At 43.9% G+C, this 25,131-nt stretch carries 21 protein-coding genes and 4 tRNA genes; 8 read left to right on the forward strand and 17 right to left on the reverse strand.

Annotated elements, in window-relative coordinates:
• Positions 1–27 precede the first annotated feature (27 nt).
• The 4 genes from coaBC to lpxL are packed head-to-tail and all read left to right on the forward strand — an operon-like array spanning position 28 to position 3,277.
• A complete protein-coding gene (coaBC, locus tag OCU28_RS11040) occupies positions 28–1,239 on the forward strand; it encodes a bifunctional phosphopantothenoylcysteine decarboxylase/phosphopantothenate--cysteine ligase CoaBC (RefSeq protein WP_261816224.1) in 1,212 nt (403 codons plus the stop codon).
• Positions 1,236–1,691 carry a dUTP diphosphatase gene (gene dut, locus OCU28_RS11045; RefSeq protein WP_261834250.1) on the forward strand — a complete coding sequence of 152 codons (456 nt, stop codon included), beginning with the start codon at positions 1,236–1,238 and terminating at the stop codon, positions 1,689–1,691. Before coaBC ends, dut begins: the two co-directional genes overlap by 4 nt.
• Before the next feature lie 32 nt (positions 1,692–1,723).
• Positions 1,724–2,314: a nucleoid occlusion factor SlmA gene (gene slmA, locus OCU28_RS11050; RefSeq protein ID WP_261816225.1), complete on the forward strand. Its 591-nt coding sequence runs from the start codon at positions 1,724–1,726 to the stop codon at positions 2,312–2,314.
• Between the two features lie 15 nt (positions 2,315–2,329).
• Positions 2,330–3,277, forward strand: a complete 948-nt coding sequence (lpxL, locus tag OCU28_RS11055) for an LpxL/LpxP family Kdo(2)-lipid IV(A) lauroyl/palmitoleoyl acyltransferase (RefSeq protein WP_261816226.1) — start codon at positions 2,330–2,332, stop codon at positions 3,275–3,277.
• 50 nt (positions 3,278–3,327) lie between these two features.
• Here lpxL and hemE read toward each other — a convergent pair whose 3' ends face one another.
• Both hemE and nudC read right to left on the reverse strand, forming a co-directional pair.
• A complete protein-coding gene (hemE, locus tag OCU28_RS11060) occupies positions 3,328–4,395 on the reverse strand; it encodes a uroporphyrinogen decarboxylase (protein WP_261816227.1) in 1,068 nt (355 codons plus the stop codon).
• A gap of 103 nt (positions 4,396–4,498) precedes the next feature.
• The gene (nudC, locus tag OCU28_RS11065; protein WP_261816228.1) at positions 4,499–5,290 is read right to left on the reverse strand and encodes an NAD(+) diphosphatase; all 792 of its coding nucleotides are present in this window, start codon (positions 5,288–5,290) and stop codon (positions 4,499–4,501) included.
• Between the two features lie 172 nt (positions 5,291–5,462).
• Between nudC and rsd the strand changes: the two genes are divergently transcribed.
• Positions 5,463–5,954 (forward strand): sigma D regulator, encoded by a 492-nt coding sequence (rsd, locus tag OCU28_RS11070; protein ID WP_261816229.1) that lies wholly within the window; start codon positions 5,463–5,465, stop codon positions 5,952–5,954.
• 159 nt (positions 5,955–6,113) lie between these two features.
• On the opposite strand, the gene rpoC is transcribed toward rsd, so the two are convergent.
• The 13 genes from rpoC to OCU28_RS11135 all read right to left on the reverse strand — a co-directional run bounded on the left by rpoC (position 6,114) and on the right by OCU28_RS11135 (position 19,995).
• A complete protein-coding gene (rpoC, locus tag OCU28_RS11075) occupies positions 6,114–10,313 on the reverse strand; it encodes a DNA-directed RNA polymerase subunit beta' (RefSeq protein ID WP_261816230.1) in 4,200 nt (1,399 codons plus the stop codon).
• Positions 10,314–10,398: 85 nt separating this feature from the next.
• Positions 10,399–14,427, reverse strand: coding sequence for a DNA-directed RNA polymerase subunit beta (rpoB, locus tag OCU28_RS11080; RefSeq protein ID WP_261816231.1), 4,029 nt, complete (start codon positions 14,425–14,427; stop codon positions 10,399–10,401).
• A 230-nt stretch (positions 14,428–14,657) separates the two neighbouring features.
• Positions 14,658–15,026: a 50S ribosomal protein L7/L12 gene (gene rplL, locus OCU28_RS11085; RefSeq protein WP_261816232.1), complete on the reverse strand. Its 369-nt coding sequence runs from the start codon at positions 15,024–15,026 to the stop codon at positions 14,658–14,660.
• Positions 15,027–15,083: 57 nt separating this feature from the next.
• Positions 15,084–15,578: a 50S ribosomal protein L10 gene (rplJ, locus tag OCU28_RS11090; RefSeq protein WP_261816233.1), complete on the reverse strand. Its 495-nt coding sequence runs from the start codon at positions 15,576–15,578 to the stop codon at positions 15,084–15,086.
• Positions 15,579–15,841: 263 nt separating this feature from the next.
• Entirely contained in the window at positions 15,842–16,549 is a 708-nt protein-coding gene (gene rplA, locus OCU28_RS11095; RefSeq protein WP_261816234.1) for a 50S ribosomal protein L1, read from the reverse strand.
• A gap of 4 nt (positions 16,550–16,553) precedes the next feature.
• A complete protein-coding gene (gene rplK / locus OCU28_RS11100) occupies positions 16,554–16,982 on the reverse strand; it encodes a 50S ribosomal protein L11 (RefSeq protein ID WP_261816235.1) in 429 nt (142 codons plus the stop codon).
• A 143-nt stretch (positions 16,983–17,125) separates the two neighbouring features.
• Positions 17,126–17,674, reverse strand: a complete 549-nt coding sequence (gene nusG / locus OCU28_RS11105) for a transcription termination/antitermination protein NusG (protein ID WP_261816236.1) — start codon at positions 17,672–17,674, stop codon at positions 17,126–17,128.
• A 12-nt stretch (positions 17,675–17,686) separates the two neighbouring features.
• Positions 17,687–18,064, reverse strand: coding sequence for a preprotein translocase subunit SecE (secE, locus tag OCU28_RS11110; RefSeq protein ID WP_261816237.1), 378 nt, complete (start codon positions 18,062–18,064; stop codon positions 17,687–17,689).
• A 256-nt stretch (positions 18,065–18,320) separates the two neighbouring features.
• Positions 18,321–19,505: an elongation factor Tu gene (tuf, locus tag OCU28_RS11115; protein WP_261816238.1), complete on the reverse strand. Its 1,185-nt coding sequence runs from the start codon at positions 19,503–19,505 to the stop codon at positions 18,321–18,323.
• 98 nt (positions 19,506–19,603) lie between these two features.
• Positions 19,604–19,679, reverse strand: a tRNA-Thr gene (locus tag OCU28_RS11120).
• Positions 19,680–19,692: 13 nt separating this feature from the next.
• A tRNA-Gly gene (locus OCU28_RS11125) sits at positions 19,693–19,767 on the reverse strand.
• A 35-nt stretch (positions 19,768–19,802) separates the two neighbouring features.
• A tRNA-Tyr gene (locus tag OCU28_RS11130) sits at positions 19,803–19,887 on the reverse strand.
• Positions 19,888–19,919: 32 nt separating this feature from the next.
• Positions 19,920–19,995 (reverse strand) — tRNA-Thr (locus tag OCU28_RS11135).
• A gap of 190 nt (positions 19,996–20,185) precedes the next feature.
• Here OCU28_RS11135 and coaA point away from each other — a divergent pair.
• Positions 20,186–21,109: a type I pantothenate kinase gene (gene coaA, locus OCU28_RS11140; protein ID WP_261817485.1), complete on the forward strand. Its 924-nt coding sequence runs from the start codon at positions 20,186–20,188 to the stop codon at positions 21,107–21,109.
• Positions 21,110–21,117: 8 nt separating this feature from the next.
• Here the strand turns inward: coaA and birA are convergent, their stop codons facing one another.
• A complete protein-coding gene (gene birA / locus OCU28_RS11145; protein ID WP_261816239.1) occupies positions 21,118–22,077 on the reverse strand; it encodes a bifunctional biotin--[acetyl-CoA-carboxylase] ligase/biotin operon repressor BirA in 960 nt (319 codons plus the stop codon).
• On the reverse strand, positions 22,078–23,124 hold the full coding sequence (gene murB, locus OCU28_RS11150) for a UDP-N-acetylmuramate dehydrogenase (protein ID WP_261816240.1): 1,047 nt from the start codon (positions 23,122–23,124) through the stop codon (positions 22,078–22,080). It abuts the gene before it with no gap.
• Between the two features lie 79 nt (positions 23,125–23,203).
• On the opposite strand from murB, the gene OCU28_RS11155 reads away from it, so the two are divergent.
• Both OCU28_RS11155 and pssA read left to right on the forward strand, forming a co-directional pair.
• A complete protein-coding gene (locus OCU28_RS11155) occupies positions 23,204–23,626 on the forward strand; it encodes a GNAT family N-acetyltransferase (protein WP_261816241.1) in 423 nt (140 codons plus the stop codon).
• Positions 23,627–23,730: 104 nt separating this feature from the next.
• Positions 23,731–25,071, forward strand: coding sequence for a CDP-diacylglycerol--serine O-phosphatidyltransferase (gene pssA, locus OCU28_RS11160; protein ID WP_261816242.1), 1,341 nt, complete (start codon positions 23,731–23,733; stop codon positions 25,069–25,071).
• The last annotated feature ends 60 nt before the right edge of the window (positions 25,072–25,131 follow it).

Below are 25,131 nucleotides of genomic sequence, written 5' to 3' on the forward strand. Positions count from 1 at the left end.
CTAAGAAGTTCATTAGAGAAAATTCGCATGCAACCTCTTGAAGGGAAAAAAATTGTTCTAGGTATAAGCGGTGGAATCGCAGCTTATAAATGTGCAGAACTTACTCGTCGCTTAACTGAGCGCGGAGCAGAAGTTAAAGTTGTAATGACCAAAGCGGCCAAGGAGTTTATTACTCCATTGACCATGCAAGCTGTATCGGGAAACCCGGTTGCAGAAAGCCTACTTGATCCTGCCGCTGAAGCCTCTATGGGCCACATTGAAATAGGCAAATGGGCTGATTTAGTTCTATTGGCTCCAGCAACAGCTGATCTCATTGCCCGCATAAGTGCCGGTATGGGTAACGACCTACTCACTACTGTAGTGTTAGCTTCAGAAGCCCCTATTGCAATTGCCCCTGCAATGAATCAGCAGATGTATAAGAATATCGCAACCCAAGAGAATCTGGCGACGTTAAGCCGTCGTGGTGCTCTAATCTGGGGGCCAGCCGCTGGAGAACAGGCTTGTGGTGATGTGGGATTGGGCCGAATGCTTGAGCCAATGCAGCTTGTCGAGCGATGCATCACTCTATTTCAGCCAAAGCCATTACAAGGTAAAAAAATCGCTATTACAGCGGGACCAACCCAAGAAGCTATCGACCCAGTTCGTTTTATCTCCAATCACAGTTCAGGAAAGATGGGGTACGCTCTGGCGGAGCAAGCCGCTCAGCTTGGTGCTGAAGTTACCTTAATCAGTGGCCCGGTGGATCTTGCGACTCCAAACGGAGTCCAGCGCATCGATGTGTTAAGTGCTGAAGATATGTTTGATGAGGCCACTAGCCGAGCTCAAAGCAATGACATCTTTATAGGTTGCGCAGCCGTTGCTGACTATCGTCCACATGCGATTGCACCACAAAAAATGAAGAAAACGGTCGATAGTGATGAAATTACTATTCGGTTGGTTAAAAATCCCGATATCATCGCCACCGTTGCAGCCCTAAGTGAAAACCGACCATTTACAGTTGGGTTTGCCGCTGAGACACAAAATGTCGAGCAGTATGCAATGGACAAGTTACATCGAAAGAACTTGGATTTAATCTGCGCCAACGATGTATCTCAAGCAGGTATTGGCTTTAATGCCAACGACAACGTATTAACCCTATTTTGGAAAGAGGGTAATCAACATTACCCACATGCCAGTAAAATGCTACTTGCGCGCGCTATTCTTGAAAAAATTGAAACACTGAGCACACACAAATCATGAGAAAAATCGATCTTAAAATCTTAGACCCTCGTATCGGCAAGCAATTTCCACTACCTCAATATGCTACAGAGGGCTCTGCTGGGCTTGATCTTAGAGCCTGCCTTGATGAAGCACTTATTGTTACTCCGGGACAAACTCATCTAGTTCCTACTGGTCTTGCCATCCATATTGGTGATTCTAGTCTTGCCGCAACAATTTTGCCTCGCTCAGGTCTTGGTCACAAACATGGCATTGTACTGGGTAACCTTGTCGGCTTAATCGATTCTGATTACCAAGGTCAACTTATGGTTTCAGTATGGAATCGCGGACAAGATACCTTCACTATTGAGCCGGGCGATCGTATCGCACAGCTTGTATTTGTACCGGTGGTACAAGCTGAATTTAATTTAGTTGGCGATTTTGATGCATCTCAACGTGGCGATGGTGGCTTTGGTCACTCTGGTAAACAATAATTTTTACGTATTTTCTGAAAGGGATGTAATTGATGACGGGCAGACGTAACTCCAACCGAAAGGACGAGATATTACAAGCATTGGCGTTAATGCTGGAATCAAGTGAGGGTGCCTCTCGGATTACCACTGCAAAGTTAGCGCTACAAGTCGGTGTTTCAGAGGCTGCGTTGTATCGCCACTTCCCAAGTAAAGCACGCATGTTTGAAGGTCTTATCGAGTTTATTGAGCAATCAGTATTATCTCGAATCAACCAGATTATGGATAAGGAAAAAGACACCTTTACTCGTCTTTACGAGGTGCTGCGCTTTATCCTATTATTTGCAGAGCATAATAAGGGCTTGAGCAGAATCCTATCTGGCCACGCTCTCATGTTTGAAAATGAGCGCCTTCGTGAACGAATTAATCAGCTATTTAGCAAAATAGAAAGCCAGATTAAGCAAATTCTTCGTGAACGAATCCTACGTGAGGGGCAAGGTTTCTCTCTTGATGAGAAGATCTTAGCATCAATTGTCCTAAGCTATGTTGAAGGACGTATTAACCGCTTTGTTCGTACCGACTTTGATATAAAACCGTCTGAAGATCTAGAACAATACTGGGATCTTCTTCGTCAGCAGATTTCCTAATATAACAAGAGATTTATGAGTAAATACGACGCTCCCAAATTTTCATTGTCACTCATACACCCCAAAAACTGGGGTGTATGGTTTGGCTTTGGAATACTTGCCTTAATCGTCAATCTCCTTCCCTATCCTGTTCTTTTTAAGATAGGTAGAGGGCTGGGTAAGCTGTCTATGAGACTAGCAAAGAGCCGCGTAAAAGTGGCAAGACGTAACCTAGAACTCGCTTTTCCTGATAAACCCCAACCAGAAGTGGAAGCGATTGTAGAAGAGAACTTCAAGAATACTGGTTTTGCATTCTTTGAAATGGGTATGACTTGGTTCTGGCCTACATGGCGCCTTAAACGACGTATTCGTGCGGTTAACTTAGAGCAAATGATAGAGTTTAAGGAACAAGGCCGTGGAGTACTAATGTGCCACCCTCATACCCTAAACTTGGAAATCAGCGCACGAGCGTTTGCTGTACTTGGATATCCAGGAAGTGGCGTATATCGCCCGCACAATAACCCTGCTTATGATTTCATTCAATACTGGGGCCGCACACATAATGGAAATACACTCGTCGACCGTAAAAACGTTAAAGAGATGCTCAGAGTGCTAAAAAGAGGTGAGCGCTTATTTTATCTTGGCGACCATGATTACGGCAGAAACAAATCAGTGTTTGTTCCTTTCTTTGCGGTTGAGGATGCTTGTACGACCACAGGTGCAAATATTCTATTTGGCGCAACAGATTGCGCTATGATCCCTGCAACAGGCTTTCGAGACGCACATGGGCACTATGAGCTTAATTTGGCACCCGCTATTCATGACAACTTTCCTAAGAAAGATTTTGAAGCTGGCGCCGCAATAATGAACAAAGCATATGAAGATGTCATATTGCGTCAAGTTGACCAATGGATGTGGCTACACAAGCGCTATAAGACAATGCAAGATAAAAGTCTACCGAAAGGCTATCGATACAAAAAATAAACTTTTTGTATCCTAGATAAAGAACAGCCCCTCATTGAGGGGCTATTTTTTTATTTATGATATGGCTTAGAAAGCTCATGTACCGCTTCAACAAAAACTCCGGCATTTTCAGGCGGAACGTCCAAATGAATACCGTGTCCAAGGTTGAATACATGGCCTGTACCACCATCACCAAACCCTTCTAAGATAGTACCGACTTCCTGACGAATACGCTCTGGTTGAGCATAAAGCATTGATGGGTCCATATTACCTTGCAGCGCAACCTTATCTCCGATGCGACGTTTTGCATCAGCAATATTGATAGTCCAATCTAGGCCAACAGCATCACAACCGGTTGCTGCGATGGATTCTAACCACATGCCACCATTTTTGGTGAACAAAGTGACTGGCACACGGCGTCCTTCATTTTCGCGAATCAAGCCGTCTACGATTTTATGCATGTAACGCAATGAAAACTCATTGTAGTCACGAGGGGTAAGCACGCCACCCCAAGTATCGAATACCATTACAGATTGAGCACCAGCCTTAATCTGAGCATTAAGATACTCAATTACACTGTCTGCTAGCTTATCAAGCAGAGCATGTAAGATTGCAGGTTCTGCGTACATCATCTTTTTAATTTTAGTGAATGCTTTTGAGCTTCCACCTTCAACCATATAAGTAGCAAGTGTCCACGGACTACCAGAGAAACCAATCAAAGGTACTTCACCGGCAAGGTCTTTTCTAATTTGACGAACCGCATTCATTACGTACTGCAATTCACCTTCTGGATCAGGTAAACCAATTTTATCCACATCCGCTTTGCAGGTAATTGGTCGTTCAAATTTAGGACCTTCTCCCGCTTCAAAGTATAAGCCTAAGCCCATCGCGTCTGGGATGGTTAGAATGTCAGAGAATAAGATAGCCGCATCTAATGGAAAACGACGTAATGGCTGCAGCGTCACCTCTGAGGCAAGTTCCGCATTTTTACACAGTGACATAAAGTCGCCCGCTACCGCACGTGTCGCACGATACTCAGGAAGGTATCGACCCGCTTGACGCATCATCCATACAGGGGTGCAATCTACAGGCTGCTTTAGAAGCGCTCGCAAATAGCGATCATTTTTTAATTCAGTCATCTTTCTGGTCAAACATTAGTTACTACAAAACCCTATATTAACACCTTTCGAGCATGAACAATGCCTTAGGAATGAGCTATAGATCATGTTCTAAATATGCTTCCTATTTTCCAGTGGTAACTTCTTTCATAATTACCTCGACCGTATCGTCAATAAGACTGCGTGCAATGGTGCCTTTCGGAGCTACATCGGGAAGGTTATCAAATTCAAACCACGCCGCATCCGATAACTCACTGTAATCAGGTTTAATATCGCCACTGGCGTAGTCGGCAACAAACCCCATCATCATGCTACTGGGGAATGCCCAAGGCTGGCTTCCAAAGTATCGAATATTCTTTATATTGATACCGGTTTCCTCTTTAACCTCTCGAGCCACACATTGTTCTAGCGTTTCTCCAACCTCTAAAAAGCCAGCAATGACAGTGTACATATTTCCTTTATGCCGTGGATGTTGAGCCAGTAAGAGCTTTGAACCATTGCGCACAGCAACGATAATGCACGGAAATATTCGAGGATAATGTAAGGTTCGGCACTGCTGACATTGCATCGCCAGTTGGTTATGGTTAAGGGCGCAGCGTCCTCCACACTGACCACAGAAACGCATCGTCTGACTCATATGCCCAAATTGAATAGCCTTGCTAATCAACAGGAATAACTGCTGAGGGAAATCCAGAAGCTCGCGCAAGGAGTTCATCTCTAGTGGTCTTTCAACATCAATATCGTTCAACCAATACACTTTCGAGCCTTGGTAGTGAGCGATTTCAATAGCCTTATCCTCTGGCAGATTAAGAGCTTCAGCACTACCAAATGGAATGGCTCCAGAATCCAACCAAAGGTCACTTCCATTGACCACCAGCCAGTATGCACTCTGTTTCTGGTTACTTTTTTTTAACATCAGCATTCTCTCCGCTTGCAGTTCTGGTATTTTACTGGCAATCTAAATCTATACCAAATGCTTAACATAGTCTTTGAATAGCCTTGGTATAAAACACATTTTTGCATTCATTAATGGAACCCTCTCGTCGTGTTTCGAGATTTTTACCAGGCCGGTAAGGGATCAAGAGGACTTGGTCATGTTAAAAAAATTTCAACAAGTACAAGAACAATGGGGTGGCTCAAGTGATGTCATTGACCATTGGCTAGAAAAACGTCAAGCTTTATTGGTTGAGTATGTAAAACTTGCTGCTCTACAGCCTGTTGCGGCGTCAAATGTAGTTACGCTTCCTTCAACCGAAGAGCTGCAGAAATTCTCCCAACACCTCGTTGATTATATATCTGAAGGTCACTTCAAGATCTACGACATGGTGATGGATAAATGGGCAGCTACAGGTTTTCAAACTACTGAAGAAATCAGTCAAACCTACGCTAAGATCGTGTTAACTACAGAGCCCCTACTAAGTTTTACTGATCACTACGCTAATATTGCTAAAGACGACGAGTTAAATTCATTTGAGCAAGATATGTCAGATATCGGTGAGGTCCTGGAATTGAGGTTTGCCGTTGAAGACAGGCTAATCCAACTTATCGCAGAAAGCCTAGCAATGCCTCCCGGCGCTTAGGTAGCAGTTACTAAACAGAGAGCCTTTACTTATCGCTCTCTGGTTTTTTACGGCCTGCAATTTATCGTATACCGCGAATGCTGACCCTAAAAACTAAAAATCTACACATAACAAAAAGGCACCCGAAGGTGCCTTTTTTCTATCAGCTATAAAGCTCGATTAATCGTCAGAGAAACCGGCATTTAGAAGTGCAGCCAAGTTGTCCGTTGCTTGTTCAGCAGATGGACCTTCTTGTAGCTCTTCACGTTTAGCTTGACGCTCTTGGTGGTATGCGAAACCAGTACCTGCAGGAATCAGACGACCCACAATTACGTTTTCTTTCAGACCACGAAGCTCATCACGCTTACCAGATACCGCTGCTTCTGTTAGTACTCGCGTTGTCTCTTGGAACGATGCCGCAGAGATGAACGACTCAGTCGCTAGAGAAGCTTTAGTAATACCTAGTAGCTCACGCTCAAAGCCAGCTACTTGCTTGCCTTCTGCCTCTAGGGCACGGTTTGCAATCTTAACTTGAGAGTACTCAACTTGCTCACCAGGTAAGAAGTCAGAGTCACCAGCAGTGGTAATAGTACACTTACGAAGCATTTGACGAACGATAGTTTCAATGTGCTTATCGTTAATCTTAACGCCTTGCAGACGGTATACTTCTTGTACTTCGTTAGCGATGTACTGAGTCATAGCATGGATACCACGTAAACGTAGGATATCATGCGGAGTCTCAGGGCCGTCTGCGATTACATCACCGCGTTCAACCTTCTCACCTTCGAATACGTTAAGCTGACGATGCTTAGGAATCATTTCTTCATAAGCTTCACCACCCTCACGAGTGATAACTAGACGACGCTTACCTTTAGTCTCTTTACCAAACGATACAGTACCTGTGTATTCAGCAAGGATCGCAGGCTCTTTAGGCTTACGAGCTTCGAATAGGTCTGCTACGCGTGGTAGACCACCGGTGATATCTTTGTTACCGCCAGATTTCTGAGGAATACGTGCTAATGTGTCACCGATACCTACTTCACTACCGTCTTCGATTTGAACAATCGCTTTACCTGGTAGGAAATATTGTGCAGGCATGTCTGTGCCAGGAATCATTACATCGTTACCTTGCTCATCAACAAGCTTGATGGCTGGACGCATGTCTTTACCTGCCACAGGACGAGCTGCTGGCTCTGTAACTTCACTAGAAGATAGGCCTGTTAGGTCATCAGTGTGACGAGCAACAGTAACACCATCAATCATGTCAACGTATTGGATACGACCCGCTACCTCAGTAATGATAGGTAGTGTGTGCGCTTCCCAGTTAGCAACTGTATCGCCCTTAGCAACTTTCTGTTGATCACCTTTGCTTAGGATCGAACCATAAGGAAGCTTATGCTTCTCTTTAGTACGGCCTAATTCATCGATGATAGTAAGTTCAGAAGCACGAGAGGTAATTACAAACTTACCTTCTTTGTTAACTACGAACTTAGCGTTGTTCAGGTTGATAGTACCGTCATTCTTAGACTGAATGCTGTTTTCAGCAGCAGCCGTAGATGCCGCACCACCGATGTGGAACGTACGCATGGTAAGCTGTGTACCTGGTTCACCGATAGACTGAGCAGCGATAACACCAACTGCCTCACCTTGGTTCACAAGGTGACCACGAGCTAGGTCACGACCGTAACATAAAGAACAACAGCCGAAGTCAGCATCACAGGTTACAACAGAACGTACTTTCATACGGTCGACAGAGTTGTCTTCCATAATCTGACACCACTTCTCATCAATTAGAGTATTGCGTGGGATCAGTACTTCTTCTGTACCTGGTTTGATTACGTCTTCCGCTACTACACGACCAAGCGCAAGCTCAGTCAGAGGTACTTTAACGTCACCACCTTCAATGTGTGGCATCATCTCAACACCTTCGTGCGTGCCACAGTCGTGCTCATGGACTACAACATCCTGAGCAACGTCTACTAGACGACGAGTTAGGTAACCGGAGTTCGCTGTCTTAAGTGCGGTATCCGCAAGACCCTTACGAGCACCGTGAGTAGAGATAAAGTATTGAAGTACGTTTAGACCTTCTTTAAAGTTCGCTGTGATTGGCGTCTCGATGATTGAACCATCTGGACGTGCCATCAGACCACGCATACCAGCAAGCTGACGAATCTGAGCTGCAGAACCACGAGCACCGGAGTCAGCCATCATGTAGATGCTGTTAAACGATTCTTGTTGCTCTTCTTCACCTTCACGGTTAGTAACAGTTTCAGAAGACAGGTTATCCATCATTGCTTTCGCAACACGGTCGTTGGTAGACGCCCAGATATCGATAACTTTGTTGTAACGCTCACCCGCAGTTACCAGACCTGATTGGTACTGGTCTTGGATTTCACGTACTTCTTCTTCAGCTTCAGCGATTTCAGTGTACTTAGCATCAGGTACAACCATATCGTCGATACCAACAGATACACCAGATAATGCCGCGTAAGCAAAACCTGTGTACATGATTTGGTCAGCAAATACTACAGTGTCTTTAAGACCAAGCTTACGATAAGCCTCATCTAGAAGTTTAGAAATCTGCTTCTTGCCTAGCTTCTGGTTTACCAGTTCAAACGGTAGGCCCGAAGGAACGATCTGCCAAAGCATTGCACGACCAACAGTAGTATCTACCATCTTGGTTTCGGTTGTGCTGTTGCCATCTTCATCTTTGATGGTTTCAGTAATACGTACTTTAACGCGAGCATGAAGCTTAGCGGTCTTAGTGCGGTATGCCTTCTCAGCCTCTTCAGGGCCAGAAAGGTACATGCCTTCACCTTGCACGTTAATCTTGTCACGAGTCATGTAGTAAAGACCCAATACAACGTCCTGAGAAGGTACGATGATAGGATCACCTGATGCTGGCGACAAAATGTTGTTTGTTGACATCATCAGTGTACGAGCTTCAAGCTGAGCTTCCAGAGTTAGAGGTACGTGTACCGCCATCTGGTCACCATCGAAGTCGGCGTTATATGCCGCACACACTAGTGGGTGTAGCTGAATAGCTTTACCTTCGATAAGTACTGGTTCAAACGCTTGGATACCTAGACGGTGAAGTGTAGGTGCACGGTTTAGTAGTACTGGGTGTTCACGAATAACTTCGTCTAGGATATCCCAAACAACAGGCTCTTCGCGCTCTACCATTTTCTTCGCAGCTTTAATCGTTGTCGCTAGACCACGAGTTTCAAGCTTGCTGTAGATGAATGGTTTAAATAGCTCAAGTGCCATCTTCTTAGGAAGACCACACTGGTGCAGACGAAGGTATGGACCTACTGTGATTACAGAACGGCCAGAATAGTCTACACGCTTACCAAGTAAGTTCTGACGGAAACGACCTTGTTTACCCTTGATCATATCAGCAAGAGATTTCAGAGGACGTTTGTTAGAACCCGTGATCGCACGACCGCGACGACCGTTATCAAGAAGTGCATCAACAGACTCTTGCAGCATACGTTTTTCGTTACGTACGATGATGTCCGGAGCAGATAGCTCTAGTAGGCGCTTCAAACGGTTGTTACGGTTGATCACTCGACGGTAAAGGTCGTTCAGATCTGAAGTCGCAAAGCGACCGCCATCTAGTGGTACTAGAGGACGTAGATCTGGTGGCAGAACTGGAAGTACAGTTAGAATCATCCACTCAGGGTTGTTACCTGATGCAACGAATGCTTCTACTAACTTCAAGCGCTTAGTGATTTTCTTACGCTTAGTTTCTGAGTTAGTTGTACCTAACTCTTCGCGCATTAGTTCAGCTTCCTGCACAAGATCCATGGTTGAAAGCAGATCTTTGATCGCTTCAGCACCCATCTTAGCAGTGAACTCATCACCCCACTCTTCTAGTTTGTCCAGATACTCTTCTTCTGTAAGCATCTGAGACTTTTCTAGATCAGTCATACCTGGTTCTGTCACAACGTACATTTCGAAGTACAGAACACGTTCGATATCACGTAGCGGGATATCCATCAGTAGACCGATACGAGACGGCAATGATTTTAGGAACCAAATGTGAGCTACAGGTGACGCTAGTTCGATGTGGCCCATACGGTCACGACGAACTTTAGTTTGTGTAACTTCAACGCCACACTTCTCACAGATAACTCCGCGGTGCTTCAGACGTTTATATTTGCCACAAAGACATTCGTAATCTTTAACTGGGCCAAAGATACGTGCACAGAACAGACCATCACGTTCAGGTTTGAACGTACGATAGTTGATCGTCTCAGGCTTTTTCACTTCACCAAAAGACCATGAACGAATCATGTCAGGTGAAGAAAGACCGATTTTGATTGCATCAAATTCTTCGGTCTTATGTTGTGCTTTTAGAAAGTTCAGTAAGTCTTTCACAATCAGCTCCTGTAAGGAGTTAAAAGGCGCCCACCCTCAGGTGAGCCCCTTCTTACCAATAACCACTTGTCTTTAAAAGAAAGGGTTACTCTTCGTCTTCTAGTTCGATGTTGATACCCAACGAGCGAATCTCTTTCAACAATACGTTGAACGATTCTGGCATGCCAGGTTCCATCCCGTGATTACCATCTACGATGTTTTTATACATCTTAGTACGGCCATTCACGTCATCCGACTTAACGGTTAGCATCTCTTGAAGGGTGTAAGCAGCACCATATGCTTCTAGTGCCCATACTTCCATCTCACCGAAACGCTGACCACCGAACTGAGCTTTACCACCAAGTGGTTGCTGAGTTACTAGGCTGTAAGAACCAGTAGAACGTGCATGCATCTTGTCATCAACAAGGTGGTTCAGTTTAAGCATGTACATGTAACCAACAGTTACCGGACGCTCAAATTGATCACCAGTACGACCATCAAACAAGGCTAACTGACCAGATTCAGGTAGGTCACCTAGTTTAAGTAGCGCTTTGATGTTTTTCTCAGACGCACCGTCAAATACTGGAGTCGCGATTGGTAGACCGCCACGCAAGTTTTTAACTAGTGTACGTACTTGATCATCAGACAATTCAGCAATGTCAACATCTTGACGGGTATCACCGAGATCATAAACCTTCTGTAAGAACTCACGGAACTTAGCAAGCTCTTGTTGTTCTTTAACCATCTGGTTGATCTTGTCGCCGATACCTTTCGCTGCTAAGCCTAAGTGAACCTCTAGAATCTGACCGATGTTCATACGCGAAGGTACGCCCAATGGGTTCAATACGATATCTACAGGTTGGCCTTTTTCATCGTACGGCATATCTTCTACAGGGTTAATCTTAGAGATAACACCCTTGTTACCGTGACGACCCGCCATCTTATCACCAGGCTGGATGCGACGTTTAACAGCTAAGTAAACTTTAACGATTTTCAGTACACCAGGTGCAAGATCGTCACCTTGGGTGATCTTACGACGCTTAGTTTCAAACTTCTTATCGAATTCAGCTTTTAGCTCGTCATTCTGCTCTGCTAGTTGTTCTAGCTGAGTTTGCAGTGCATCGTCTTCTAGCGTTAGCTCTAACCACTGTTTGCGGTTAATGCTATCAAGTTTAGCTTCAGAGTAACCGCCAGCGATTAATACAGCGCGAACACGGTTTAGAAGGCCACCCTCAAGAATCTGGAATTCTTCAGTAAGGTCTTTCTTCGCTTCTTTCAACTGCATTTGCTCAATTTCTAGAGCACGCTTGTCTTTCTCAACGCCGTCACGAGTAAATACTTGGACGTCGATGATAGTACCCGACACAGAGTTAGGTACACGCAATGATGTATCTTTAACATCAGATGCTTTTTCACCGAAGATTGCTCGCAAAAGCTTCTCTTCAGGAGTGAGCTGGGTTTCACCTTTAGGGGTTACTTTACCAACTAGGATGTCGCCACCCTTAACTTCAGCACCAATGTAAACGATACCTGACTCATCTAGTTTAGATAGAGCAGCTTCACCTACGTTTGGAATATCGGCAGTAATTTCTTCAGAACCAAGCTTAGTATCACGCGCCACACAAGATAGTTCTTGAATGTGGATAGTAGTAAAGCGATCTTCTTGTACTACGCGCTCTGAAACTAGGATTGAATCCTCAAAGTTATAACCATTCCAAGGCATGAATGCGATACGCATGTTCTGACCAAGTGCTAGTTCACCAAGATCCGTTGAAGGACCATCAGCTAGAACATCGCCACGAGATACTTGCTCACCTGGCATCACAGCAGGACGCTGGTTGATACAAGTATTTTGGTTAGAACGAGTGTATTTAGTTAGGTTGTAGATATCGATACCAGCTTCGCCAGGAACCAATTCTTCTTCATTAACCTTAACTACGATACGAGATGCATCTACAGACTGGATAGTACCGCCACGCTTAGCAACTTCGGTTACACCGGAGTCAACTGCGATATTGCGTTCTACACCAGTACCAACTAGAGGCTTATCAGCCTTCAGTGTTGGAACTGCTTGACGCTGCATGTTCGCACCCATCAATGCACGGTTTGCATCATCGTGCTCTAGGAATGGGATTAAAGATGCCGCAATCGATACAACCTGGTTAGTCGCAACGTCCATATATGTAACGTTATCGCGAGGGTGAAGACCTGACTCACCTTTTAGGCGTGCAGTGATTAATTCTTCAGAGAACGTATTCTCTTCAGTTAATACTGTGTTTGCCTGAGCGATAACATACTGGCCTTCTTCGATAGCTGATAGGTAATCAACTTCGCCAGTAACAACACCATCGACAACACGACGGTATGGAGTTTCAAGGAAACCAAAATCGTTACAACGCGCATAAGCAGATAGCGAGTTGATTAGACCGATGTTTGGACCTTCAGGAGTTTCGATCGGACATAGACGACCATAGTGAGTTACGTGTACGTCACGTACCTCAAAGCCCGCACGCTCACGAGTCAGACCACCAGGACCTAACGCAGAGATACGACGCTTATGTGTAACTTCTGAAAGCGGGTTGTTCTGATCCATAAACTGAGACAGCTGAGAAGAGCCAAAGAACTCTTTCACTGCCGCAGAAATTGGCTTAGCGTTGATTAGGTCTTGAGGCATAATTGCATCAAGGTCACCAAGGCTCAAACGCTCTTTAACAGCACGCTCAACACGAACTAGACCGACACGGAATTGGTTTTCAGCCATTTCGCCAACTGAGCGAATACGACGGTTACCAAGGTGATCGATATCATCCACTTCACCTTTACCATTTCTGATAGAGATAAGCTTCTTCATCACTTCGATGATGTCTGTTTCGTCTAGAATACCCTGCTCACCAGCGTCTTCACGCATGATAGAACTGTTGAACTTCATACGACCAACTGTTGATAGGTCGTAGCGCTCTTCAGAGAAGAACAAGCTTTCAAATAGAGATTCAGCTGCTTCCTTCGTTGGTGGCTCGCCAGGGCGCATCATGCGGTAGATTTCTACCAGTGCAGATATGCGATCTGAAGTGCTGTCACCACGAACTGTGTCAGACATGAATGGACCGTGATCAAGGTCGTTAGTAAACAGAGTTTCTAGCTTAGTGTGACCAGCTTGCGCTAGGTTCGCTAGGCTTTCTAGTGTGAACTCTTGGTTAGCTTCGACGATAACTTCGCCGGTGCTTTCGTCAATGTAATTTGTTGACGCAACTTTACCAACGATGTACTCAACCGGTACTTCAATAAATTCAATGCCGTCTTTCGCTAGGTTACGAATATGGCGCGCAGTTACGCGACGGCCAGCTTCAATATAAACCTTACCATTAGCTTCAACATCAAAAGATGCAGTTTCACCACGCAAACGCTCTGGAACCAACTCCATCATCAGAGTTTGGTCTTTAACTTCAAAGCGAACTTTCTCAAAGAAGATATCTAGGATCTCTTCTGTTGTTTTACCCAAAGCGCGCAGAATGATTGAAGCTGGTAGCTTACGACGACGGTCAATACGAACGAACAAGCTATCCTTTGGATCAAACTCAAAATCGAGCCATGAACCACGGTAAGGGATAACACGTGCGTTATATAAAACTTTACCTGAAGAGTGGGTCTTACCCTTATCGCTGTCGAAGAATACACCAGGGCTTCTGTGTAACTGGGATACGATAACTCTCTCGGTACCATTGATAACGAATGTACCGTTGTCCGTCATGAGTGGAATTTCACCCATGTAGACTTCTTGTTCTTTAATGTCTTTTACAGTACCAGCTGGTGCATCTTTATCGTAAACAACAAGACGCAGCTTAACGCGCAGCGGTTTTGAATAAGTGACACCTCGGATTTGGCATTCTTTAACGTCAAATACTGGTTCACCAAGACGGTAGCTAACGTATTGCAGCTCAGAGTTGCCGTTATAGCTCTGGATTGGAAATACAGAGCGAAAAGCAGCTTCTAAACCATGTTGCCCTTCTGGATCCTGCTCGATGAATTTGTCGAAAGAATCAAGCTGGATCGATAGCAGGTACGGTACGTCCAAAACTTGCGGACGAGTACCAAAGTCCTTGCGGATGCGCTTTTTCTCGGTATAGGAGTAAACCATGGGGTTCCTCAGCTCGCTGATAAGTGACCCAACTGCCAACATATTTGGTCAAAATAAGAGGCAGAGACTAACAACTGTTTTAATAATATATCACTTCGTAAAATACGAGGTGGATTACGCAGATATTGGTGTTGAAACAGAGAAAAAACACCAAGACCCTACAGCGCAAAAAGGCCGGTGGTTAATAAACCACCAGCCATTAGCCATAAGGCTAAGAAATTAAGCAATAATTACTTAACTTCAACAGAAGCACCAGCTTCTTCTAGAGTTGCTTTAAGAGCTTCTGCTTCTTCTTTAGAAACAGCTTCTTTAAGCGGAGCAGGAGCACCGTCAACTAGACCTTTAGCTTCTTTAAGGCCTAGACCTGTAGCGCCACGTACTGCTTTGATAACTTGTACTTTGTTACCGCCGATAGCAGTAAGGATTACGTCAAATTCAGTTTGCTCTTCAGCAGCGTCGCCGCCAGCTGCGCCACCAGCAACTACTGCAGCTGCAGCAGATACGCCGAATTTTTCTTCCATAGCTTCGATAAGCTCAACAACTTGCATTACAGACATTTCTGCAACTGCGTCTAGGATTTGCTCGTTAGTAATAGACATAACAATTCTCTTTTAAGTCAACAATAAGTTTATTTTGCAACCAGTAAAAAGCAAGGCTTAAGCCGCTGCTTCTTCTTTTTGATCGCGTAGTGCAGCGATAGTACGTACCAGCTTGCCTGCAGAAGCTTCTTTCATGCACATCATTAGGCGTGCGATAGCTTCGTCGTAAGTTGGTAGTGTCGCTAGTACATCTGCGTCAGTAACCGCGCCTTCAAATGCAGCAGCTTTGATCTCGAAATCTTTATTCTCTTTAGCGAAGTCTTTAAAAAGACGCGCTGCAGCACCTGGGTGCTCATTAGAGAACGCGATTAGAGTAGGACCAGTGAAAGTGTCAGTTAGACACTCATACTCAGTTCCCTCAACCGCACGACGAACTAGTGTGTTACGTACGACTTTCATGTAAACACCAGCTTCACGAGCTTGTTTACGTAGAGAAGTCATAGCGCCAACAGTTACGCCACGAGAATCAGCTACAACTGCAGAAAGTGCACCACTGGCAGCTTCGTTGACTTCAGCAACAATTGCTTTTTTGTCTTGAAGGTTTAAAGCCATTTTGGATTTACTCCTGGTTGTCGTTACACCACTCACCGGGAATCGATGAGAGCTATACGGTGCAGTCCAGAAGAAAGGCAATCTTATACAAGTTTGGCTTTCTTTCAGTTCGGGCACCGTCTACGCAGGATTTATTAAGTTCTAAAAATTTAGAACACCTACGGTCTTGGACGGAGACTGTACTTATTCTCGAAAGAACAAATGCAGCCCCAACCACAAATATTAGGCGCGAAATTATACACTAATTTAACGCCTAAACAAGATTAGTTTGCTAGCGTTGTATCAAGGCTAGACTGTTCTACAGTAACACCAGCACCCATAGTGGTAGAGATGCTTACTTTCTTAACGAAAGCACCTTTAGCTGTAGAAGGCTTAGCACGCTTAAGAGCAACTAGAAGTGCTTCTAGGTTCTCTTGAAGTTGGCTAGCTTCGAAAGTAGCTTTACCGATAGTAGTGTGGATGATACCGTTTTTGTCGTTACGATAACGAACCTGACCTGCTTTAGCATTTTTAACTGCTTGAGCAACGTTAGGAGTTACTGTACCAACTTTAGGGTTTGGCATTAGACCGCGTGGACCTAGGATAGTACCTAGTTGACCAACAACGCGCATTGCATCTGGAGAAGCAACAACTACGTCAAAGTCCATCATGCCTTTCTTAACTTGCTCAGCTAAGTCTTCCATACCAACGATGTCTGCGCCAGCTTCTTTAGCTGCTTCAGCGTTTGCACCTTGGGTGAACACTGCTACGCGGATTTCGCGGCCAGTACCGTGCGGTAGTACAGTTGCACCACGTACGTTCTGATCAGATTTACGAGCATCGATGCCAAGGTTAATAGCAACGTCAACAGACTCAGGGAATTTAGCAGTAGCTAGTTCTTGAAGAAGAGCAATTGCTTCGTTGATTTCGTACTCTTTAGTAACGTCAACTTTGTCGCGGATTACGCGCATACGCTTAGTAAGTTTTGCCATTTTCTTAACCCTCTACCACTAGGCCCATTGAACGAGCAGTACCTGCGATAGAACGCTTCATCGCTTCGATGTCTGCGCCAGTCATGTCTGCAGCTTTAGTTTCTGCGATCTCTTGCAACTGAGCGTCGGTAACAGTACCAACTTTTTCAGTATTTGGACGACCAGAACCAGACTTAATACCTGCTGCTTTCTTAAGAAGAACTGCTGCTGGTGGAGTCTTAGTTTCAAAAGTGAACGAACGGTCGTTGTATACAGAGATAACAACTGGGATTGGTAGACCTTTCTCAACAGATTCTGTTTTTGCGTTAAACGCTTTACAGAATTCCATGATGTTCACACCGTGTTGACCTAGAGCAGGACCAACCGGTGGACTTGGGTTAGCCATACCTGCTGCAACTTGCAGTTTGATATAAGCTTCAACTTTCTTAGCCATGATATTTCCTAAATTTTGGGTTCAAGCGCCGAACTAAGGTCAGCTCCCCATAAGTTTAATTAACGCTTTGCTTTCGTTAAAAAACAAAGAGGCGCGAATTATAGTTATAATTCACGCCTCAAACAAGCCCTAAAGACTAATTTTTAGTCAACTTTTTCAACTTGACCAAATTCTAGTTCTACAGGTGTTGCACGACCAAAGATCGATACAGACACTTTAAGACGGCTCTTCTCATAATCAACCTCTTCAACAGTACCGTTGAAGTCAGCAAATGGACCATCGTTAACACGAACCACTTCACCCGCTTCGTACATTGTACGTGGACGAGGAGCTTCGCTCGCTTTCTCAAGACGGTTTAAGATAGCATCTGCTTCTTTATCCGTAATTGGAGCTGGACGGTCTGAGGTGCCACCAATAAAGCCCATTACACGAGGAACGCTACGAACTAAATGCCAAGATTCATCGTTCATGATCATTTGAACAAGAACATAACCTGGGAAGAACTTACGTTCACTCTTACGGCGTTGACCGGCGCGCATTTCTACAACTTCTTCAGTTGGTACAAGAACATCACCGAAGAAATCTTCCATAGCGTGCATTTTGATATATTCGCGTAGAGAATTTGCTACACGACCTTCAAAGCCAGAAAAAGCTTGAACTACATACCAACGTTTTTTTGGAGCTTCACTCATGAATTAAAACCCTCACACTCCAGTTGCTAGAGCGACTAGACGAACCATAATTCCGTCAACGCCCCAAAGAATTAAAGCCATAACAATACTTACAGCTAACACTATCAACGTTGTTTGCATAGTTTCTTGGCGAGTTGGCCAAACAACCTTGCGAATTTCCATACGGGATTCGCGAGCAAACGTGATAGCGGCCTTGCCTTTTGTAGTCGTAGCCGCGATACCAAGAGCAGCAGCGATTAACACTACTACACCTGCAACACGAAGAACTACGGACATTTCACTATATACGTGATTTCCCACAACAGCAGCGGCTAACAGAACAAAAGCGACAATCCACTTGAAAATATCTGCTGCGCTCGAGCTATCAGGAGTTTCAGCTTTTGCTTTCATAAAACTAACCTGTGACAAGTCTTACTATAGACGACAATAACCCCGCTGTTGCAGGGCAATACAAAAATGTGTTGTATACAACACCCTATAAAGCGAATCAGCTTTCCCTAACAGGCTAGTCAACCCGGTATAGAAAGATGATTCTTACCTTTTTTAGCTAAAACACAAGGCTTTTGATCGAAATCTCAGCGCTCGTTATCATCAGTGCAGAAAAAGGGCATCAAATGATGCCCTTTTGTTTGGATTTCGTCAATTATTAATCGAAAATCTTAGCAACAACACCAGCACCAACGGTACGGCCACCTTCGCGGATTGCGAAACGTAGGCCTTCATCCATTGCGATTGGAGCGATTAGCTCAACAGTCATTTGGATGTTATCGCCTGGCATTACCATTTCTACGCCTTCAGGTAGAGTGATATCGCCTGTTACGTCAGTTGTACGGAAGTAGAACTGTGGACGGTAACCTTTGAAGAAAGGAGTGTGACGGCCGCCTTCGTCTTTAGAAAGAACGTACACTTCTGACTCAAATTTAGTGTGTGGGTTGATTGAACCTTTAGCAGCAAGTACTTGGCCACGTTCAACGTCATCACGCTTAGTACCACGTAGTAGTGCACCAACGTTCTCACCAGCACGACCTTCGTCAAGCAGTTTACGGAACATTTCAACACCAGTACAAGTAGTAACTGTAGTATCTTTGATACCAACGATTTCTACTTCGTCACCTACGCGTAGGATACCGCGCTCGATACGACCAGTTACAACAGTACCACGACCTTGGATTGAGAATACATCTTCAATAGGAAGTAGGAACGGTTGGTCAACAGCACGCTCTGGAAGTGGGATGTAAGAATCTAGTGCTTCTGCAAGCTCAACGATTTTATCTTCCCATTGTTTTTCGCCGTTTAGAGCGCCAAGAGCTGAACCTTGGATTACTGGTAGATCATCACCTGGGTAATCGTACTCAGAAAGAAGTTCACGAACTTCCATTTCTACTAGTTCAAGTAGCTCTTCGTCATCAACCATGTCACATTTGTTCATGAATACGATGATGAAAGGGATACCAACCTGACGACCAAGTAGGATGTGCTCACGAGTTTGAGGCATTGGGCCATCTGTCGCAGCAACAACTAGGATACCACCGTCCATTTGCGCAGCACCAGTGATCATGTTTTTAACATAATCGGCGTGTCCTGGGCAGTCTACGTGTGCGTAGTGACGTTCAGGAGTATCGTACTCAACGTGAGAAGTTGCGATTGTGATACCGCGCTCACGCTCTTCTGGAGCATTGTCGATTGATGCGAAATCTTTCGCTTCACCGCCATACACTTTTGAAAGAGTAGTACAGATAGCAGCTGTTAGAGTTGTTTTACCGTGGTCAACGTGGCCGATAGTACCAACGTTAACGTGCGGTTTCGTACGTTCAAATTTTTCTTTAGACACGATTGTGTTCCTCTAGGTACGGTTTAACAAATGGCGGTTAAGCCACGCAACCAATAGGTAGTAAAGTATATATCAAAAGGAAATATTTGCTTAAAAGCTGGTGCTGATAGGCAGACTCGAACTGCCGACCTCATCCTTACCAAGGATGCGCTCTACCACCTGAGCTATATCAGCACTCATAAAAGAGTGGAGCGGGCAGCGGGAATCGAACCCGCATCATCAGCTTGGAAGGCTGAGGTAATAGCCATTATACGATGCCCGCAACGTGTAACTCAGAGAGCTATTTCCTAAAGAATATGGTGGAGGGGGACGGATTCGAACCATCGAAGGCAGTGCCGTCAGATTTACAGTCTGATCCCTTTGGCCACTCGGGAACCCCTCCAAATTTTTTCACTTTCATATACAAAAAGAAAGTGGTGCCGACTACCGGAATCGAACTGGTGACCTACTGATTACAAGTCAGTTGCTCTACCTACTGAGCTAAGTCGGCATAAGTGGGGCGAATTCTATGGGATGAATTGCAAGCTTGCAATAGTAAAGTGCAAAATATCTGACATTTATCTTTAAGCGTTCAAATATTAACCATAAACACATTGCGATGAACTTAACTTCCCATTCATCCAATTGCAAATTTAAATTCATGCTGTATGTTTGAGACAACATAATAAAGGAACAACATGATGAATTCGCACATAATTTTCAATCGATCAAAATGGTCAGAGCTGAGAGCTTCAGTACCTATGGTATTGAGTGATTCAGACATTGAAGAATTGCGAGGAATTAATGAGAACATGGATACGACAGAAGTAGAGCAAATCTATCTTCCCCTTTCTCGTCTCTTAAACTTACATGTTGGCTCTCAACAAAGAAAGACTGAAGTCTTAGACACCTTTCTGAACAAAACCAATACTCACACCCCATTTGTAATCGGCATTGCCGGCAGTGTTGCTGTAGGAAAGAGTACAACTGCTCGACTGCTAAAAGCATTGTTATCTCGCTGGGAAAACCACCCTAAAGTGGAACTAGTGACTACCGATGGTTTTTTGTATCCCAAAAAGGTATTGGATGAGCGAGGTATAATGCATCGCAAAGGATTTCCTGAATCCTATGATATCCGACGCCTAATTCAGTTCGTTTCAGACGTGAAAGCTGCCGAATCCAATATAGAAGTACCGGTTTATTCACACATCACATATGACATTACTGAAGAAAAACAGATTATTAATAGACCTGATGTACTCATCATCGAAGGACTTAATGTGTTGCAAAGTGGTATGGACTACCCCCATGACCCACTTCGTATTTTTGTATCTGACTTCCTTGATTTTTCTATCTATGTTGATGCAAAAACTGACGTTATTGAGCAGTGGTATATTGATCGTTTTCTTAAGTTCCGTTCAGGGGCCTTTACTAAGCCAAACTCGTATTTTAGCCACTATACGCAACTAACAGAGCAACAAGCTGTCGATAAAGCACGTAACATCTGGAGAGAGATTAATGGTGTTAACCTTAGTCAAAACATTCTCCCAACAAAGAACAAAGCAAACCTTATTCTCCATAAAGGAAAGAATCATCAAGTTGAGCAAATTTGGTTACGTAGTTGATTCGATGACTAAATAGCAGGTCTCACTGAAATCTCACCGCCAATAAAGGGCTCAATACCGTTTGGCGTTTCAAGTAGCAGGGCTCCTGTAGCATCGATCCCTTTGCAAACGCCATACACTTCTCTACTGCCCATGACTAACTTTACTTGCTGATTAAAGAAATTGTCGCGCTCATGCCATTTATTTAAAAATGGAGTTAAACCTTGGGTTTCATATATTTCAATACAGCAGTGGAGTCTATTGGTCAAAACTTTTACCAATTGATTTCTTAGCTTTGATTGACCACCGGTGATTTCATTTAGAGAAGTCCAAGGTTGATCTATACCTTCAACTCCCTCAGGCATAGCCACATTAACGCCAACACCAATAATTAAGTTAGCAGCATCACCCGCCTGCCCTGACAGCTCGACTAATATCCCAGCCAACTTCTTTTGGTTATGGTAAACATCATTTGGCCATTTAAGCTTACAGCCCTCAATACCTAGCTCTTCAAGCGCTTCAGTTAGTGCTATTCCAATGACAAGGCTAATCCCCATAGCAGCCTGCAAGCCTGCCTCTAAGCGCCAGTACATCGAGTAATAAATATTGGAGCCATAAGGAGAGACCCATTGACGTCCACGCCGTCCTCTTCCATTAGTTTGGTACTCCGCAACGCAAACACTGCCTGAAGTCAAATCGCCTCTGTTCAATAGATATTGATTGGTTGAATCAATAACAGGAATAACCTCGATTGGCGTATCTAGGTTTGAATGAAGGAACTCTAAGTCTAATAATTCTAATGGCTGCTCTAATTTATAGCCTTTGCCTTTCACACTATAGACATCAATACCTAACTCTTGAATACCTTGAATATGCTTAGCGATAGCGGCCCTAGATATACCGAATATCTCACCTAGCTGCTCTCCTGAATAGAAGCTTCCATCGCTGAGTTGCACAATTATCTTATTTTTCAGACTGAAACCCTTCATCTACAACCCCATAGCTACATCATGAAGGCATGTTTCTTGAGTTCGTCCGATAAAGCGAACCTCATGCTCTAATTCAACGGAGTATCTTTGTTTTACAGTTTGCTGTACGTGACGTGCTACTTGAATTACATCTTGTGCCGTGGCTCCGCCCTTATTTACAATCACTAAAGCCTGATTATCGTGAACCCTAGCCCCACCTACTTGATAACCTTTTAGACCTGCATTATCAATTAACCACCCTGCGGCCACCTTAAACCCCTCTGGTGCCTCAAATGCGACTAAAGAAGGATGCTTAGCCTTTAGCGCTTTATAGAGATCTTTGGTTATCACTGGGTTCTTGAAGAAACTCCCTGCATTCCCTTCTACCTCTGGGTTTGGTAGCTTAGATTGACGCGTTTCTTTTACCGCTTCGAAGATCTTCACAGAGGTAGGTTCACCAGTAATTAAGTTTTGCAGTGCTCCATATTGAAATTTGGCTTGCCATGATTTGGCAAGCTTTAGGCCAACCTTGATGATTAGTGCGTTGCCATACAAGCCTTTCTTAAATATCGAGTCTCTATAACCAAATTGGCATTCATCCATAGACAAGCGGACAACCTGTAAAGTAGTCAGGTCCAAATACTCAACGTAATCACACACGTCTTTAAACTCGACACCATAAGCTCCAATGTTCTGAATTGGTGCAGTACCAATACAACCAGGAATCAAGGCTAAATTTTCTAACCCATGCAAACCTTGTTTAACACTCCATTCAACTAAATCTGGCCAATCCTCGCCTGACTCACATTCAAGATACCAAAAATCACCATCTTCTGTGACAGAGATACCCTTCAATCGATTTAGTACAACAACACCCTCGAAATCTGAAGTGAATAACATATTGCTACCACTACCCAGCGGTAACTTGGGAAGGTACTGCCAGTCGTCATTTTGATATATAGAGATCAGCTCAGCTACCGAGTTAGCCTTAACTAATACTTTAGCTTGGCAATCAATCCCAAAGGTATGGTAAGGCGCGAGGTTTGCATTTAGAGTTATTTGTGACATAAGGGTACGCTTGATATCTACGTTAAATACTAAAACTTCACTTATAATACTGAAACTTTAGTTAGCTCGCAGTCAAATAATGCATAATCTCTCAATTACTGAAATGGATCCTATTCGATTACCATTACTTAGAAAGGTCTATAAGCAACATTACCCCTCCACTAAGGTTAAGGCCGGCGACAAGATATTCATTGCTGAACATAACTCGCAGTTAATCGGTGCCGTTCGATTTAGACATATTGAGCAATGGAGACTTTTAACTGGAATGGTGGTGATCGAAAAATATCGAGGCCGAGGTGTCGCATCTTCTATGCTAAAAGCGCTGCGCCCTACTCAGTTAGATCAAGATGTATACTGCTTCGCCTATACACATTTGACAAAGATGTATGCCGTGCACGGATTTGTCACTATCGACCCGCAACAATTACCAGGCTCATTGAAAGGTCTATACTGTAAGTATTCACAGTCAAAAAGCCTAAGTTGTATGCAATATCACAGATAACCTTAAATATATGCGCTTGTTTTGGTAAATCACCTAGGAAGTTTCTAGCCCGATTTGGTAAAATATCGGGCTAATTTGGCCCTTTTCAGGACTGTTGACCCAATATGGTTTTAGCGAGAAATATCATCGAGGAACTAAAAGCGGTTCCCGTTGATCCAATTAACTTCAAAACCCTTTACTCCGCTAAGGAGTTTAAAGCACAGATAGTTGAGCTAATTAGAGCTGCAACTAAGCGAATTTATATCGCTGCGCTTTATCTAGAAGATGACGAAGCTGGTCGTGAGATTTTTAATGAGATCTATCAAGCTAAGCAAAATAATCCAGAGTTAGACGTCCAAATCTGTGTAGATTGGCATCGTGCCCAGCGCGGTCTTATTGGCGCGAAAGAATCCGATGGCAATGCCGCTCTATACACCAATATGGCAGAGTCTCATCAGCATGCTGTTCCTGTATACGGGGTACCTGTAAGGGGACGCGAGGTATTTGGCGTACTCCACCTCAAAGGCTTTATTTTTGATGATACGATTCTTTATAGTGGTGCCAGTTTAAATAATATCTACCTGCATCAGAATGAAAAATATCGCTTCGACAGATACCATCAAATAACAAGCGCAGAAATCGCAAACTCAATGGTACAGTTTATGTCTCAGGACCTAATCTCTGACCCTGCCGTAAACTTACTTACACACAAAGATAGGCCAACGACCAAATCCCTTAAAGCGGCAATACGTCAGCTACGCACAAAGCTAATATCAACCAACTACAAGTTTAAACCTGCAGGGGTTAATAAAGAACAATTAGCTATCACTCCAATTCTAGGGGTAGGGAAAAGACGCAACTTACTTAATACCGCCATAATCCAATTGCTACGAGATGCGACGCAAGAGATCGTCATCTGCACTCCTTATTTTAATTTCCCTAAGAGTGTTGCAAAAGAGATCCGTAAAGCTCTTAGAAGAGGCGTTAAAATCACTATAGTTATTGGCGATAAGACAGCAAACGACTTTTATATATCCCCTGAAGACGATTTTAAAACAGTGGGCGGTCTTCCTTACTTATATGAAATGAATCTGCGCCGCTTCTTAAAAGTAAATGAAGCAAACATCGCTAGCCGTAAGCTCGATATTCTCTTATGGAAGCATGAAGAGAACAGCTATCACCTGAAGGGTGTTTGGGTTGATAAGAAGCGCATGCTTATCACTGGCAGTAACCTAAATCCAAGAGCTTGGAAGCTTGACCTAGAAAACGCCCTCCTAGTTCAAGACGAAAGTGGAGTTGTGTTAGAGCAGTTCGAACAAGAGTTTGAAAATATCTATCAAAATACTCAGCGTATCGGCAGTTATAAGCACATAGACAAAGTCGAAGACTACCCTGAATCTGTTCAGAAATTGCTACGTAAGGTAACGCGAGTTAAAGCCGATAGAGTATTAAAGCAACTACTTTAACAACCAGACATAGCACAACACTATTTAGAGGCTCTTACGGAAACGTAAGAGCCTTTTTAA

Source organism: Vibrio gallicus (assembly GCF_024346875.1).
Taxonomy (GTDB): domain Bacteria; phylum Pseudomonadota; class Gammaproteobacteria; order Enterobacterales; family Vibrionaceae; genus Vibrio; species Vibrio gallicus.